The organism is Pseudarthrobacter sp. WHRI 8279, from assembly GCF_040224115.2.
Taxonomy (GTDB): domain Bacteria; phylum Actinomycetota; class Actinomycetes; order Actinomycetales; family Micrococcaceae; genus Arthrobacter.
Map to the genome: position 1 here is coordinate 1,342,680 of NZ_CP168162.1, position 15,219 is coordinate 1,357,898.

Annotated in this window: 10 protein-coding genes; 6 read left to right on the forward strand and 4 right to left on the reverse strand. The window is 66.0% G+C overall.

Annotated features, from left to right (window positions below):
* Nucleotides 1-309: 309 nt before the first annotated feature.
* Nucleotides 310-933: a response regulator transcription factor gene (locus ABRP28_RS06040; protein WP_231454033.1), complete on the forward strand. Its 624-nt coding sequence runs from the start codon at nucleotides 310-312 to the stop codon at nucleotides 931-933.
* A 42-nt stretch (nucleotides 934-975) separates the two neighbouring features.
* On the opposite strand, the gene ABRP28_RS06045 is transcribed toward ABRP28_RS06040, so the two are convergent.
* Nucleotides 976-2,628 carry a GAF domain-containing protein gene (locus tag ABRP28_RS06045; RefSeq protein WP_350002655.1) on the reverse strand — a complete coding sequence of 551 codons (1,653 nt, stop codon included), beginning with the start codon at nucleotides 2,626-2,628 and terminating at the stop codon, nucleotides 976-978.
* Nucleotides 2,629-2,906: 278 nt separating this feature from the next.
* Here ABRP28_RS06045 and ABRP28_RS06050 point away from each other — a divergent pair, with 278 nt between their 5' ends.
* From ABRP28_RS06050 to ABRP28_RS06070, 5 genes are all read left to right on the forward strand, one after another.
* The gene (locus tag ABRP28_RS06050) at nucleotides 2,907-3,368 is read left to right on the forward strand and encodes a pyridoxamine 5'-phosphate oxidase family protein (protein ID WP_350002429.1); all 462 of its coding nucleotides are present in this window, start codon (nucleotides 2,907-2,909) and stop codon (nucleotides 3,366-3,368) included.
* Nucleotides 3,369-3,423: 55 nt separating this feature from the next.
* Entirely contained in the window at nucleotides 3,424-4,299 is an 876-nt protein-coding gene (locus ABRP28_RS06055; protein WP_350002430.1) for a universal stress protein, read from the forward strand.
* Between the two features lie 24 nt (nucleotides 4,300-4,323).
* Nucleotides 4,324-6,768 (forward strand): HAD-IC family P-type ATPase, encoded by a 2,445-nt coding sequence (locus ABRP28_RS06060; RefSeq protein ID WP_374152969.1) that lies wholly within the window; start codon nucleotides 4,324-4,326, stop codon nucleotides 6,766-6,768.
* A gap of 79 nt (nucleotides 6,769-6,847) precedes the next feature.
* Nucleotides 6,848-7,852 carry a zinc-dependent alcohol dehydrogenase family protein gene (locus ABRP28_RS06065; protein ID WP_350002432.1) on the forward strand — a complete coding sequence of 335 codons (1,005 nt, stop codon included), beginning with the start codon at nucleotides 6,848-6,850 and terminating at the stop codon, nucleotides 7,850-7,852.
* Between the two features lie 113 nt (nucleotides 7,853-7,965).
* The gene (locus ABRP28_RS06070; protein WP_350002433.1) at nucleotides 7,966-8,388 is read left to right on the forward strand and encodes an Hsp20/alpha crystallin family protein; all 423 of its coding nucleotides are present in this window, start codon (nucleotides 7,966-7,968) and stop codon (nucleotides 8,386-8,388) included.
* 56 nt (nucleotides 8,389-8,444) lie between these two features.
* Here the strand turns inward: ABRP28_RS06070 and ABRP28_RS06075 are convergent, their stop codons facing one another.
* The 3 genes from ABRP28_RS06075 to ppsA are packed head-to-tail and all read right to left on the reverse strand — an operon-like array spanning nucleotide 8,445 to nucleotide 15,130.
* Nucleotides 8,445-9,470, reverse strand: coding sequence for an ATP-dependent 6-phosphofructokinase (locus tag ABRP28_RS06075; RefSeq protein WP_350002434.1), 1,026 nt, complete (start codon nucleotides 9,468-9,470; stop codon nucleotides 8,445-8,447).
* A complete protein-coding gene (locus ABRP28_RS06080) occupies nucleotides 9,467-12,673 on the reverse strand; it encodes an HAD-IA family hydrolase (RefSeq protein ID WP_350002435.1) in 3,207 nt (1,068 codons plus the stop codon). The genes ABRP28_RS06075 and ABRP28_RS06080 overlap by 4 nt, the downstream gene beginning before the upstream one ends.
* 42 nt (nucleotides 12,674-12,715) lie before the next feature.
* Nucleotides 12,716-15,130: a phosphoenolpyruvate synthase gene (gene ppsA, locus ABRP28_RS06085; RefSeq protein WP_350002436.1), complete on the reverse strand. Its 2,415-nt coding sequence runs from the start codon at nucleotides 15,128-15,130 to the stop codon at nucleotides 12,716-12,718.
* Nucleotides 15,131-15,219: the final 89 nt, after the last annotated feature.

The window sequence follows — 15,219 nt, forward strand, 5'->3', positions numbered from 1 at the left end:
CCGATCTGTTTGGTCTGCTCCCAGACTGTACAGGGTCCGGGCAGCGGGATAGGGCCGAAAGTCACCGCCGGGTGCTGGTCGCGGGCCGGCACGGGGCAACCGCCGGCGAGGGGCTGCGGTTGTATGATCAGGACTCGCGACTTTGGTCCCTTCCTGCTGGTCCGCACAGACGGAAAGATGGGACCAGGCCCCTGGCACGGGCTGCCTGTACAGCAGTGCAGGCATAGTCCTTAAGACAATTGGGAGCATAGGGTGCAAAGGCATGAGTCGGGCCCGGACGGGGCTGCAGGTCCCCAGGAGCCGCTGCGCGTGTTCATTCTCGATGACCACGAGCTTGTTAGGCAGGGGCTGAAGGACCTACTTGAGGGCGAAGGGTTCGAGGTGGTCGGTGAGAGCGGATCCGCGGCGGAGGCCACGCGCCGCATCCCCGCACTCCAGCCGGATATCGCGATCCTGGACGGACGGCTCCCCGACGGCACGGGCATCGAGGTATGCCGGGATGTGCGCTCGCTGGACCCCCGCCTGCACTGCCTGATCCTGACAAGCTACGACGACGAGCAGGCCATCCGGGGCGCCGTCCTGGCAGGAGCGTCGGGATACATCCTCAAGCAGATCAGGAGCGATGACCTCCTCGCCGGAATCCGCAAGGCGGCCGCAGGCGAGTCCCTCTTTGAGCCCGGCGTCAGGGAGCGGATCATCGCCGGACTTTCCAAGGCCCCAACGGACCCGCGGCTGGATGCGCTCAGTGCCCAGGAGAAGAAGGTCCTGACGCTGATCGGGCAGGGCATGACCAACCGCCAGATCGGCGAGGAGCTCTTCCTGGCCGAGAAAACAGTGAAGAACTACGTGTCATCCATCCTGGCGAAGCTGGGATTCGAGCGCAGGACCCAGGCCGCCGTGTACGTCACGCGGAACACCCCGGACGGGCAATAAACCAGTCCCATTGACCGAAGCTGCCTGCTGCCTTCCCGTCCGTCACAAACGCTGGGCGGACCAGGTGATCCGGGTGCCTTCCCCCGGCGTGCTACGGATAGTGCAGCTGCCGCCCAGCATCTCTGCCCGGTGCCGCATATTGGCCAGGCCACTCACCCGTGCGGGTTCTTCGAAACCGCACCCGTTGTCCTGGATCACCAGCTCAACCTGCCGCTGGGTCACGGACACCGCAACCCGTATCTCCTTGGCACCTGAGTGGCGGGAGGCATTGCTCAGTCCTTCGGAAAGCACGGAAAGCACATGGCCGGCAACGTTTTCCCGGACGGTGTCCACGGGGCCGGCAAAAGCCACTTTTGGTTCAACGGCATAGCTGCGGGAGTTGTCCTGGACCACCCCCAGGATGCGGTTTGTCAGCGGTTCAAGGTTTTCCTCCCCGGTCCGAAGGGAGTAGATGGTGTCCCGCAGCTTCCGGATGGTGTCGTCCAGTTCGGACGTGACGGTGGCAATCCGTTCGTGCGCTATGGGATCCAAGGTGTAGCGGCGGAGGCTCTGGATACTCAGTCCGGAGGCGAAAAGCCGCTGGATGACAAGATCGTGCAGGTCGCGGGCAATCCGCTCCCGGTCAGTGAACAAAAGGTTCTGTTCACGGAGCGCATGGACACGGGCAAGGTCGAGTGCCAGCCCGATCCTGCTCCCGAAAATCGAGCTGGAGTCCGCTTCGGCCTGGCTGTAGGCGGTTGAGCCCTGTGGACGGGCGAGCAGCAGAACACCGTTCTCGCTGTTGCTGTGGCCGATTGCGCAGACCAGCACCGAACCCAGTTTTTCCGCCACCTCATCGCCGAATACCCGCTGGGGATCACGCACCACGCGGGACTCCCCCGTCTCGATGACCGAGGAGACTGCGTCGGAAGCACCAATTTCCTGCCCCGCCTGCAGGCCCTGGACGCCCAGGGAGGACCTGCACCTGAGGACCCCGTCACCCGCAGGAACAGCAATCACGGCCAGCGCGGACTCTGACACCCGCAAGGCTGTTTCAGCCACCAGGTCAAGGTTGTCCGAGTCCCCGGGGTGCGGGGCCATGATCAGCCGGCTGCTTAGTTCCATCCCAGCCTCCAGCCATTTCTGGCGCCGCTTGCTGTCCTCAAACAGGCGGGCATTCTGGATGGCCACACCGGCGGCCGCAGCGAGGGCCACGGCAAGGTCCTCATCCTCCGGCGTGAAGTCCTGCCCGCCGTCCTTTTCCGTCAGGTAGAGATTTCCGAACACTTCGTCCCGGACACGGACCGGAACCCCCAGAAAGGTGCTCATCGGGGGATGGTTGGGCGGAAAGCCTGAGGCCATGGGGTGCTGGCCGAGATCGTGCAGCCTCAATGGCTGCGGCTCCCGGATCAGGTGGCCCAGGACGCCGTGCCCCGTAGGCAGGTCCCCAATGGACCTGATGTCCTCCTCGTCCACTCCCACCGTGATGAAGTGGCTCAGGCTGCGGTCCTCCGCGATCACGCCCATCGCCCCGTACTTCGCGCCCACAAGTTCACACGCGGACCGGACCAGGCGGTCCAGCACGGCTTCAAGGCTCAAATCCTGGGCGAGGGCGACGACGGCGGCAAGCAGGCCGTTCATGCGTTCCTGGGTTTGCAGCAGCTCATCTGCGCGGGCAACAAAGTCCCGAAGGAGATCCTCGGCCCGTTCCTTCATGGGAGAGCTCCACGGTTCAGTGCTCACGTCCGACCTCCTGTGGAAAGTGCCTGCGTCGTTGCAGGCCCTCAGCGGTGTTGCACGCGTCCGGGAGGTAGGTTCCCCCGGCAACGCCGCTTCCGCCCCAGGACGAAGCGACGCCCGGCACCAGTCTAGGAGAGTAAGTCAAGGTCTGAAATGCCCCAATTACGGAAAGCCGGACAGCAGCAGCCGCCGGGACCGGCGCAGCAGGACCTTCTTCCCTAGCCCCGCCCCGCTGCGCGTCCTAGGCTACGGCCATGGACACAGCTGCAGCAGAACCGGAACCCGAAAACCTTGGCGTGCATGACTGCTGGAGATACCTGCGGTCGACGTCCGTTTGCAGGATGGCCTTCACTCGCGGGGACACGGTGGAGATCTTCCCGGTCAACTTCGTGCCCAGCAACGGCACCCTGCTGATCCGCACCGGCCCGGGCACCAAAATGGACGCAGTGGCCGGCCGCAAAGCAATGTCCCTGGAGGCCGACGGACTGAACCAGTACGGCACCATTGCCTGGAGCGTAGTGGTGAAGGGGCACGCGGCCGTTGTGGACGACACCGAAGACTTCCAGGATGCCTCCGACGCAGGTTTGTCTCCCTGGCAGGCTGGCCCCAAGGACAGCCTCATCCGGGTGACACCCGAGGAGATCACCGGGAGGAGATTCTTCATCACCCCGCCCACCCGGTGGTGGGCCCCGCAGGAACCGGCCGACAGGGCCTGAAGCCCTTTCCGGCACTAAAACTCTCAACCACCAGCAGCACCACGGAAGGTACCCCATGGACGCACACAAGCCCGTCGCCGTCGGCATCGCCGATTCCGCCCCTTCCAAAGCGGCCCTGCTGTGGGCAGCGGCCCGCGCGCGGCGGCAAAAGGTGCCGTTGGCAATCCTGCATGTCCTCGACGACCGCTGGATGGCAGGCGAAAGGATCGAAGCGCTCCCCTACATCGACGTCCTGCGCCAGTCCGCGATGGACATGCTGAAAGAAGCCGCAGAAACGGTGCGCAGCGCCGAACCGGACCTTCAGGTGTCACAGGAACTGCTGGAGGGAAGCGTTGGGGCCTCGCTCGGGAAGTACTCGAAGGACGCCTCGATGCTGGTCCTGGGCAGCAGCGGCCACTCCCGCGGCGCACTGACCGACCGGGCACTTCAGGCAGCCGCCACGGCCGAATCCCCGGTAGCGGTGATCGGCACAGGCCAAAGCAGCGGGCGGGGTGTTGTGGTGGGCGTTGACGGGTCCGAAGAGTCCACCCAGGCCGTGGCTTTCGCGGCGGCCGAGGCTGACGCACTGGGCGAGGAACTCACCGTCCTGTATGCGTTCACCGGCCCCAACCGGTGGATCAAAGCGGGCCTCCCGTCCAGCAGCTTCGCCGGGCACGTGGTTGAAGAGGAACAGATTGTCCTGTCCGAGACAGTCGCGGGGCTCCGCCAGGACTTCCCAGGCCTTGTGGTGCACGGAATCCTGGAAACTGTCATGGAACCCGCAGACGCCCTGGTCCGGGCAGCCGCGGACGCCCGGATGCTGGTCCTGGGCAGCCGGGGCAGGGGCAGCTTCGGCAGGCTCCTGCTCGGATCGACGGCGCACGGTGTCCTCACCCAGCCTCCCTGCCCCACGGTCATCACCCGGTTGAAGAAGTCCCGGCATGACACATGACGGGTGGGCTCTGCGCTCCACATGATGTTTGAAAAAGGGGAAAGCACCGGAGGCCACGTGGGGTCCGGTGCGCCGGCGGGACAGCCGGCGGTGGACGGGCTCTCCTCCGACGAGGTCCTGGCCCGGACCAGGGCCGGACGGATCAACAGCATCCCCGTGGCAACAAGCCGCAGTGTGTGGGACATTGTCCGGGCGAATGTCCTGACCCACTTTAACGCCATCGTGGCTGGCTGCTTTGTCCTGCTGCTGGTGCTGGACCAGTGGCGGGATGCGCTGTTTGGCTTCTCAGCTCTGGGGAATTCCCTGATCGGAATCATCCAGGAATACCGCGCCAAGCAGTCCCTGGACAGGCTGGCAATTCTCCACGCGGCGCAGGTCAGGGTGGTCCGGGATGGCAGCCCACGGCTGATCCCGGCGGAGGCCCTGGTCCCGGATGACATCGTCCTGCTCAGCGCCGGCGAGCAGGTGGCCGCTGACGTGCGGCTCCTGGACGGCGGGTACGTGGAGGCAGACGAATCCTTTTTGACCGGGGAGTCAGCGCCAGTTCCCAAGCTTCCGGGGGCAGTGCTCCTGTCCGGGTCGCTAATCATGCCCGGGAGCGGACGGGCGGCGGTGGTCCGGGTGGGCCCCGAGACGTTCGCCTACAAACTGACTGCCGAAGCGAGGCGGTTCGCTTTGGTCACGTCCGAGATACGCTCCGGCCTGGACAGGGTGCTTCGCGTCATCACCTGGCTGCTCCTGCCCACTGCGGTCCTGGTCACCCATGCCCAGGTCCAGAACGCCGGCGGCTGGGCGGCTGCCTTCAGCTCCGGCCAGTGGATACCGGCGGCGGTGGGACTGGTGGCCAGCATCATGTCCATGATTCCCCTTGGCCTGGTCCTGCTTACCAGCGTGGCCTTCGCGGTGGGCGGGGTCCGCCTGGCCGGGCACATGGTCCTGGTCCAGGAGCTTGCGGCCGTTGAGGTACTGGCACGGGTGGATGTCCTGTGCCTGGACAAGACCGGCACCTTGTCTTCCGGCGCCATGGCGTTCAACGCAGTGCACGACGCCGGCGTGCCCGCGGCCGAGGGATGGCGGAAGGTCCTTGAATGGTTCGGCGCCAAGGAGGAAGCAAGCACCACCGCCAAGTCCATCGGTGACGCGTTTCCCGCGGCCGACGTCCTGCCAGAAACGTCATCCGTGCCCTTCACCTCCGCCCTGAAATGGAGTTCGGTGACGTTCCCGCCGGGCTCGCCGGCCGCCGGAACATGGGTTCTTGGGGCGCCGGATTTTGTCCTGGCGGACTCGTCCTCCAGTGCCCACGCCCGCCGGAGCGCCGCAGCGCTGGCTTCTACCGGCCTGCGGACGCTGGCGCTCGCCCACATGCCCGGGGGCCTTCCCGTGTCCGCGAAAGGCGGAGCACTGCCCACTGGACTCGTTCCGGTGGTACTGCTGACCTTCCGCGAGGATATCCGGAAGGAAGCGCCAGGAACCCTCGCCTACTTCCGGCAGCAGGGCGTGGGCCTGAAAATCATTTCCGGGGACGACCCCCGCACCGTGGCAGTGCTCGCACGCGCAGTGGGCATCGGGACGGGCAAAGCCTACGACGCCAGGAACCTGCCCACGGACCCGTTGCTGCTTGAAGAAGCAGTGGAGAACCACCACGTTTTCGGAAGCGTGTCCCCGTCCCAGAAGCGGGACATGGTCCAGGCGCTGAAGCGGCGCGGGCATACGGTTGCCATGACAGGCGACGGGGTCAACGACGTGCTGGCACTCAAGGAAGCCGATCTGGGCATTGCCATGGACACTGCGTCACCGGCCACCAAGGCAGTAGCCCGGCTTATCCTCCTGGACGGGCGCTTCGACAGGTTGCCGGCGGTCGTTGCCGAAGGCCGGCGGGCCATCAGCAACATCGAGCGGGTCTCCATGGTGTTCCTCAGCAAGACCGTCTACATAACCGTCATTTCGCTGACGTTTGCCCTGCTCCTGTGGCCTTTTCCGTTCCTTCCGCGCCAGATGTCCGTCCTCGACGGGCTGACGATCGGCCTGCCGGCGTTCTTCCTGGCACTGCAGCCTGGAGCGCAGCGGTATGAGCCCGGATTCCTGAAGCGCTCCCTGGCCTTCTCCGTGCCGGCCGGTTTGTGCGGGGCGCTGTGCGTGCTGGCTGTCAGCATGTACGCGCACTTCGCGGCATCCGGCAGTGCCGGGGCCACGCAGTCGGCCGCCGTCATCACCTTGGCCCTGGTGGCCTCCTGGATCCTCGTGACGGCGTCCCGGCCGCTCAACTGGACGAAAATCCTGATCCTGGCGGGGATGTATGGGGGCCTGGCGCTCCTGTTCACGGTGCCCGCGGCACAGGACTTCTTCAGGCTGGAATGGCCACCCGCGGATCTCCTGGCCGCGTCCCTCACCGTGGCCGTGGCCGGCAGCCTGGTCATTGAAGCCGTCCGGTACTTCCAGCGGCGCCTCGCCGGACGCCCGGAGGACTGATGGCATTGGTGACCTTCGGCTCTGGCATGCGCATCGCGGCCCCGGCCATTGTTGACTAAGGCGGCGGAAGGAGGACAGCGTGCTCGCATGGTGGGTGGGCCGGCCCGGCCCCATATCTGCACGTCCCCTGGTCAAGGGCACCCGAGAGGACCCCTTGCCCGCGGCCAATGAACTTCTGGTGGACGTCAGCGTCTGCGGAATCTGCCGGACCGACCTCCACTTGGCCGAAGGGGACCTGCAACCGCGCCGCCCCGGAGTTGTCCCGGGCCATGAGGCGGTAGGCGTGGTGGTGGAAACAGGACCGGAGGCCTCCCGGTTCGCCCCGGGCGACAGGGTGGGCGTAGCGTGGCTGGGCGGTGTCTGCGGGAGGTGTGCGTACTGCCGCCGCGGGGACGAAAACCTGTGCTCGGCGCCTGTCTTCACGGGCTGGGACAAGGACGGCGGCTACGCCCAAAAACTCACCGTCGCCGAGGACTTCGCGTACCTGATTCCGGACGTGTTCACCGATGAACAGGCCGCGCCGCTGCTGTGCTCGGGCATCATCGGCTACCGCGCATTGAAACGCGCCAACCTCCCGGCCGGAGGGCGCCTTGGCATCTACGGGTTCGGCAGCTCCGCCCACCTGACCGCGCAGATGGCCATGTACCAGGGGGCATCCGTTTTTGTCATGACCCGCTCTGAGGAGGCCCGTGCCCTTGCCCTGGAGCTGGGAGCCGAATATGCCGGTGACGCCTATGACACTCCTCCGGTACCGCTTGACTCGGCGATTCTGTTCGCCCCTGTGGGCGGCCTGGTGCCGGCCGCGCTCGCTGCCCTTGACCGCGGCGGGACGCTGGCGGTTGCCGGTATACACCTCACCGACATCCCGCCACTGAACTATGAGGCCCACCTCTTCTACGAGCGCCAGGTCCGCAGCGTTACGGCCAATACACGGGCCGACGGGAATGAGTTCCTGGCCCTCGCGGCCCGGATTCCACTGGCACCAACCACCACCTCCTACCCGTTCGATGCCGCGGACACGGCCCTCGAGGATCTCGCTGCGGACAGGATTACCGGCTCGGCCGTCCTGCGGGTCCGCCCGTAAACACCGCGGGGCCACGGTGGGACCTTGGACTCTGGAACAGCACCCGCAGAGGGCGGATGGTGTTAATGCCGGGCAAATGCGTCGGCCCGGCTCACAATGAGCAGGAGGCAATAATGACTGACCTGATGAAGTGGTTTGATTCCCGCCGCTCCCCCATGGATGTGATCGAAAGACTCTTCGAAGGAGAGATGGGTTCGTCCGCCATCCGGGTGGAGGAGGTGGTGGACGGCAACACCTTGGTGGTGCGCGCGGAACTGCCCGGGATCGACCCGGAAAAGGACGTGGACGTGACGGTGACCGACGGTGTCCTGTCCATCAGGGCCGAACGGCAGGAAAAAACGGAACACAAGGACAAGGACAGCTACCGTTCCGAATTCCGCTACGGTTCTTTCGTCCGGCGGCTCCCCCTTCCCAGCGGGGTGCAGCAGGCTGACGTCACCGCTTCATACAAGGACGGCGTCCTGGAAGTCCGCGCTCCCCTTCCGGACCAGCAAGAGGTGGCCTCGGCGTCGAAGATCTTGATCAGCAGGGGCTGAGGTTTGATGCCTGGTCCCTCCGGGGCCAGGCACGGTCACGCCATCGAAGTGTTCTTTCACCCGAACAGGACTGCCGCCTCCTTGTACCGTTCCTCGGGCACCACCTTCAGGCGTCCGAGCGCAAGCTCCAGGCCTACGGTGACGACGTCCGTCCCGCGGAGGGACACCATGGTCCCCCATGAGCCGCCGGCCGCTGCCTCGACGGCGGCCAGGCCCAGCCGGGTGGCAAGGACACGGTCGTAAGCGGTGGGTTCTCCGCCACGCTGGATGTGGCCCAGGACAGTGGCCCGGGTCTCGATCCCGGTGGTGTGCTGCAGCTGCTGCTCCAGCAGCCGGCCGATGCCTCCAAGACGCGGCCGGCCAAAGGTATCCAGCCCCCGCGGCGCGTAGGGTGTCTCCTGCCCCTCCGGTACGAAAGCTTCAGCCACCACCACCAGGGGCGCCCGCCCCCGGTCCCGTGCTGACAGGACCCACGCGGAGATCTGGTCCAGGGACACCGGATGCTCCGGTATGAGGATCGCATGGGCACCCGAGGCCATTCCGGAGTGCAGCGCGATCCAGCCGGCATTGCGGCCCATGACCTCCGCGATCATGCACCGGTGGTGGGACTCCCCGGTGGTCCTCAGCCTGTCAATGGCTTCAGTGGCTGTCTGGACGGCGGAATCAAACCCAAACGTATAGTCCGTGGCACCAAGATCGTTATCGATCGTCTTGGGAACCCCGACCACGTTGATGCCCTGGTCCCACAGCTCCTTAGCCGCGGCCAGTGTTCCCTCGCCGCCAATGGCGATCAGCCCCATCAGGCCGTTGCGCCGCAGGCTGTCCCGCACCGCATCGGTTCCGCCGCCCTCAAGCGGATTGGTGCGGGATGTCCCAAGGATGGTCCCGCCGAGCCGGGATATTCCCCGGACACTGCGCCGGGGCAAGGGAACCACATCCTGTTCCAGGACTCCCCGCCAGCCGTCACGGAAACCCACGAATCCATAACCGTGGACAACCTCACCGCCCAGCACTGCCCCGCGTATCACTGCGTTGACGCCGGGGCAGTCCCCGCCGCTTGTCAGGATCCCGAGTTTCTTCATGATGCAGCCGATCCCTCCGCCGGCACGCGAAGCCGGAATGTCCTGGCCTGGCCGGCCGCGAGCGCCGCCTTCCTGCCGTTGACGCGCACGCTGATGGGTTCGGCGTCCCCGGCCGCCGATGCAATCCTCATGCGCCCGTCCTTGAGTTCGACGTTCAGGTGATGCCCCCGGTACCGGACCCTGAAGGCGACGGACCGCAGGCCGGTGGGCAGGTTGGGGGCGAAGACGATTGCGTCGCCGCTGAGCCTCAGCCCGGCGAAACTGCGCTGGATGACATCGATGCTTCCAGCCATGGCGCCCAGGTGGATGCCCGTCCGTGTGGTGCCGTGCTGGGTATCGTCGAGGTCGGCGTCGAGCGCTTCGCGGAAGCTGTCCCAGGCACGGTCGGCGTCCAGCGCCGCCAGCACGGACGCGTGGGCTACCCGGCTCAAGGTGGACCCGTGGGCAGTCCGAGCGAGGTAATACTCGATGGTCCGGTTCAACAGGTCTCCCGTGAACGCGTATCCCAGTTCCTGGAGGAGGGCGATCACACCTTCATGGCCCAGCAGGTAGGGCAGCATCAGGACATCGGCCTGCTTGGCAAGCTTGTACCGGTTGGTTTCATCCCCCTCGGCTTCCAGGATCAGGTCGAGCCGCTCGATGCTGTCATAGGTTTCCCGGTACCGTTCCCAGTCGAGTTCGTCGAGTTCCTCGTATCCGGCAAACTGGCTGATCACGCCGTCCGTGTGGAAGGGGATGAACATGGCCCTGCCCACCTGCTCCCAGCCTGCGGCCTCCTCACCGGTGACGCCAAGCCTCTCCATCAGGCCGGCGAGTTCGTTCCCGTGGAAGATGCCCATGATCTCCGCGGCCCGAAGGCAGGCCCAGGCAGCCATGGCGTTGGTGTAGGCGTTGTCGTCCAGCCCGGGATCAGGGCTGCCCGGATATCCCGTGTGGTACTCATCGGGCCCCACGACGCCGCGGACGTGGTACCGCCCGGTGTCCTGGCTGTACCCGGCCCGTGCTGCGAAGAACCGGGCAACGTCGATCACCAGTTCGGCGCCCTTGCGGAGCAGCCAGGCTTTGTCGCTGGTGGCCTGGAAGTACTGCCAGACGTTGAAGGCCACAGCCAGTCCGGAGTGCAGCTGCAGGTGCGAGTGGTCCTTCACCCACCTGCCGGATCTGTGATTGTAGAGCCACTTGGGGGTTTCCTCCGTACCGTCACTCCCGCTTTGCCAGGGAAACTGCGCCCCCGGGAGGCCCTGGAGCGCTGCCGCGTGGCGGGCAGCCGGAAGCCTGCGCCACCTGTATTCGATGAGGGAGCGGGCCACATCCGGCGTCCTGGTGGTCAGGAGCGGCAGGACAAACAACTCGTCCCAGAAGACGTGGCCCCGGTATCCCTCGCCGTGGAGCCCCCGGGCCGTGACCCCGGCGTCGAGCTCTGCCGTGTGGCGGGTGAGGGTCTGCAGCAGGTGGAAGATGTGCAGGTTGAGGACCAGGCGCACCTGCACCGGCGCCTCGATGTCCACCAGGAACGGATGGAGTTCGTGCCGCCACGCGTCCTGGTGTGCGGCCAGCAAGGCGTCAAAGTCCCCGCCGGCACGGGCCAGCACTGTCACGGCGGCGGAGGCCGGGGAGGCGATGGCCCGGTCACGGGATGTCACCACCGCCACCGTCTTGCAGATTCTTGCTGCAGCCCCGTCAGCGAGGGCCACCTGGAATGTCCGGAAGTGGAACGGGCCGATGCTGCCGGGCTGCCCTGTGCCTTGCACACCGCTGCCTGCTGCCCCCGACGCACTGGTGCGGAATGCCACGGCTATCCGGACCAGGCTTTGGGTTGTCTCAGCCTCCACGACGGAAACGTCATCCGGAGCCGGTTGCTTGAAGCCGCCGCCGTTCCTGGTCCGGTCAACAAGGTGGATCCCCGGGCTGGAGACCGGTTCGGGGACATTCGAGTTGGTGACGCCCATGTTCACGCCGCTGCGCAGTTCCACGGCTCCGCTCCAGCCCAGCGGCGTGATCTTCGTTTCGAGTCCCAGCAGGTGGGGCTCCGCCATGGAGACGAACCTCGTCTGGACGATTTCCATGCGCCGCTTGTCCCCGGTTTCCAGCAGGAGCCGCCGTTCCAGAACCGCGCGCTGGAGATCCAGCGTGCGGCGCTCACGGACAGCCACCAGGCCTCCCTCCGACCACCACTGCCCGTCCGCCAGCCGCAGGTCCAGGGGAAGGCAGTCCGGTGCGTTGACCATGTGTTCTTCCACGAGCACCTCGCCGGCGACTTCGGCGGCCAGGCGGTTGAAGACTCCCGCCAGGTACATGCCGGCGTACCGGGCACTGCCGCCGCCTTCGGGCGATGCGCCCCGGACGGCGAGGTAGCCGTTGCCAAGGGTGGTCAGCGCTTCCCGGTGGCCCTCGTGTCCGGCGTCGAAGCCCTCGTAGACGAGCTGCCATGGATCGCCAAGGACGAGTCCCAGGTCCAGTTCACTGACGTCGTTGAGGACTGTGCTGGCACCGGCTGCTTCGAGCTCCCGCCGGGTTCCGCTGCGGTCGATGCCTACCACGAGGCCGAACCCGCCCTTGTGCGCTGCGAGGACCCCTGCCACCGAGTCCTCGATGACCACGGCGTGGGACGGCGATACCCCAAGGCGGAAGGCGGCCGCCAGGAAAACGTCGGGAGCGGGCTTCCCCCGCAGCCCGAGGTTGGCGGCAGCAGTCCCGTCCAGGATGACGCCGAAAAGATCCGGTAGCCCGGCCGCGTCCAGGACCGAGGACGCATTGCGGCTGGACGTGACCACTCCGGTGGGGACACCGGCGTCGGAAAGCCGTTGCAGCAGCTGCACCGTTCCCGGATAGCTCTGGACGCCGTCCCGCTTGAGCCGCTCCTGGAACAGCCGGTTCTTCAGTGCACCAAGGCCGAACGCGCTCCAGGTGCCGGGCTCATCGCTCTCCGACCCCTTCTCGACTTTCACCCCCCTTGACGCGAGGAACTTCAACACGCCTTCCTCCCGGGGAAGGCCATCAATGTAGGTTCGGTAGTCGGTTTTGGAAAGGGGTGCGCGGCTGGCGGTGGCCGGCACCCGCGGGTCCTGCAGGATGTGTTCGAACGCGTCCCTCCAGGCGGCCTGATGGACCAGCGCCGTATTGGTCACCACCCCGTCCAGATCGAAAATGACGGCGTCGAAGGGTGGCTTGGCGGCTGCGGCAGTGGGTGACGACGCGGTCATATGACAGGGATATCAGCAGGCCGTCCTTCGTTGACAGTGCCGTTAGGCCCCTCTGCCCAGCTGCTGCTCGGCCGCGGCAATGACTGGGACGGTCTTCACGTAGGTGTCAGGGTTCAGCGAAATTGAATCTATGCCGCGGCCAACCAGGAACTCGGCAAGATCCGGATGGTTGCTTGGCCCCTGCCCGCAGATTCCAATCTTGATGCCTGCGGCGTGCGCCTTGTCGATCGCCTGGGCAATCATGGCACTGACAGCAGGGTCCCTTTCATCGAACAGCCCGGCAAGCTGTTCGGAGTCGCGGTCCACGCCCAGGACCAGTTGGGTGAGGTCGTTGGAGCCGATGGAGAACCCGTCGAAGCGCTCGGCGAACTGCTCGGCAAGCACGACGTTCGAGGGTATTTCACACATCATGTAGAGCTGCAGCCCGGCACTGCCCCGCACCAGTCCCTGCCCGGCCATCGCTTCGATGACCAGGTCCGCTTCCCGGACGGTCCGGCAGAACGGGACCATAACGATGATGTTGGAAAAGCCAATCTCTTCGCGTACCCGTTTGAGGGCTTTGCATTCGAGGGCGAACCCTTCCCGGTAGTGGTCGCTGTAGTAGCGGGAGGCTCCGCGGAAGCCCAGCATGGGGTTCTCTTCCGGGCGTTCGAAGAACCCGCCACCAATCAGGTGGCTGTACTCGTTGCTCTTGAAGTCGCTGAGCCGCACAATTACCGGTTTGGGGTGGAACGGCGCCGCTATCTTGGCGATCCCAGTGGCCAGCACGTCAACAAAGTACTCCGTGGGATCGCTGTAACCGCTGGTGAGCTTCCGGATGAGCGCGGCTTCCTCCGGATCCGTCACTCTTTCAGGGTGCACCAGGGCCATGGGATGGATGCGGATGAGGTTGTTGATGATGAATTCCATCCGTGCCAGGCCAACGCCCGCCGCTGGCAGCCGCCACCACTTGAAGGCTGCTGCAGGGCTGCCGATGTTGACCATCACGTCCGTGCGGGTGGCGGGAAGGGCCTCGAGGTCCACCTCTTCCATGGTGAACTCCAGCAGCCCCTCGTAGACGCGGCCTTCCTCGCCTTCGGCGCAGGACAGGGTGATGGGGGCACCGTCGGTGACGGCTTCGGTCGCGTTCCGGGTTCCGACGACGGCGGGCACGCCGAGTTCACGGCTGACGATGGCTGCGTGGCTGGTAGGGCCGCCGTGGTCAGTGACGATGCCGGCGGCCCGCTTCATGACCGGGACCCAGTCCGGGTCCGTCATCCTGGTCACCAGCACTGAACCGTCCACGAACGATTCGATGTCCTTTGCGTCCCGGATGACGCAGGCCTGACCGCCGGCGATGGCATCGCCAATGGCCGCCCCCGAGGTCAGCAGCCGGCCCTGCTGTTGGAGGTGGTACGTCCTGAAGGACGTGCTGCTGCGCTGGGCCTGCACTGTCTCCGGCCTGGCCTGCACCATGAACAGCTCGCCCGTCACGCCGTCTTTGGCCCACTCCATGTCCATGGGCCGCCCGTAATGGTCTTCAACGGCCTTGGCCCAGCGTGCCAGCAGGACCACTTCCTGGTCGGACAGCACCAGGGAACCCTGCTCCCGTTGGGTGGTTTCCACCATTTGGGTCCGCGCGTTGCCCCCGTGGCTGTAGACCATTTTGCGTTCCTTCGCGCCCAGTTCCCTCTCGATCACGGGGTTGAAGCGCTCGTCGGAGAGCAGCGGCTTGAACACCTGGTATTTGTCCGGGTTGATGGTCCCCTGGACAACGGTCTCACCCAGGCCCCACGCCGCGCTGATGAGCACGGCCTGCGGAAAACCGGACTCGGTGTCGATGGAGAACATGACCCCTGAAGCGCCGAGGTCCGAACGGACCATGCGCTGGACGCCCACGGACAGGGCGACGTCGAGGTGGTCGTAGCCCTTCATTTCGCGGTAGCTGATGGCGCGGTCGGTGAACAGCGAGGCGTAGCAGTTCCGGCACGCATCCAGGACGGCGCGGCCGCCGGCCACGTTGAGGAATGTCTCCTGCTGGCCGGCGAAACTTGCATCCGGCAGGTCCTCGGCCGTGGCGCTGCTGCGCACTGCCACCGATACCTCGTGCTGGCCTGCCCGCTTGGAAAGGAGCCGGTAGCGCTCCTGGATCGCCTCACCGATGCTGTCCGGGAACGTTGCCGACAAGAACAGCTCGCGGATGGCTGCTCCGGCTTGGCGCAGGGTTGCGCGTCCGGCCCGGTACTCCTCGATGTACGTCCTGATCCGCGGCTCCAGGGAGTTCGCTGCCAGGAAGGCGCGGTAGGCGCCGGCGGTGGTGGCAAACCCGTCGGGGACCCTCACGCCGGCGGACTGCAGGGAGCGGCTCAGCTCGCCCAGCGATGCGTTTTTTCCTCCCACGGAGGCGATGTCCCCGATCCCGGTGTCCTCGAACCATGTGACGTGAACATCAGCCGGGGACGTTGCGGGAGCAGTCATGCCTTGATTCTGGGCCGTGCCCCGGAGGCAATGCAGAGTCTTTGGTCCCGAGCACCGGTCCGGCCCGGGGCTGGCAGCACACAGGCAGA

Coding starts and splice junctions, on each gene's coding strand:
- ABRP28_RS06055 (WP_350002430.1), top strand. CDS start 3,424: ATGGACGCACACAAGCCCGTCGCCGTCGGCATCGCCGATTCCGCCCCT.
- ppsA (WP_350002436.1), bottom strand. CDS start 15,130: ATGACTGCTCCCGCAACGTCCCCGGCTGATGTTCACGTCACATGGTTC.
- ABRP28_RS06080 (WP_350002435.1), bottom strand. CDS start 12,673: ATGACCGCGTCGTCACCCACTGCCGCAGCCGCCAAGCCACCCTTCGAC.
- ABRP28_RS06070 (WP_350002433.1), top strand. CDS start 7,966: ATGACTGACCTGATGAAGTGGTTTGATTCCCGCCGCTCCCCCATGGAT.
- ABRP28_RS06045 (WP_350002655.1), bottom strand. CDS start 2,628: ATGAAGGAACGGGCCGAGGATCTCCTTCGGGACTTTGTTGCCCGCGCA.
- ABRP28_RS06060 (WP_374152969.1), top strand. CDS start 4,324: ATGTTTGAAAAAGGGGAAAGCACCGGAGGCCACGTGGGGTCCGGTGCG.
- ABRP28_RS06075 (WP_350002434.1), bottom strand. CDS start 9,470: ATGAAGAAACTCGGGATCCTGACAAGCGGCGGGGACTGCCCCGGCGTC.
- ABRP28_RS06050 (WP_350002429.1), top strand. CDS start 2,907: ATGGACACAGCTGCAGCAGAACCGGAACCCGAAAACCTTGGCGTGCAT.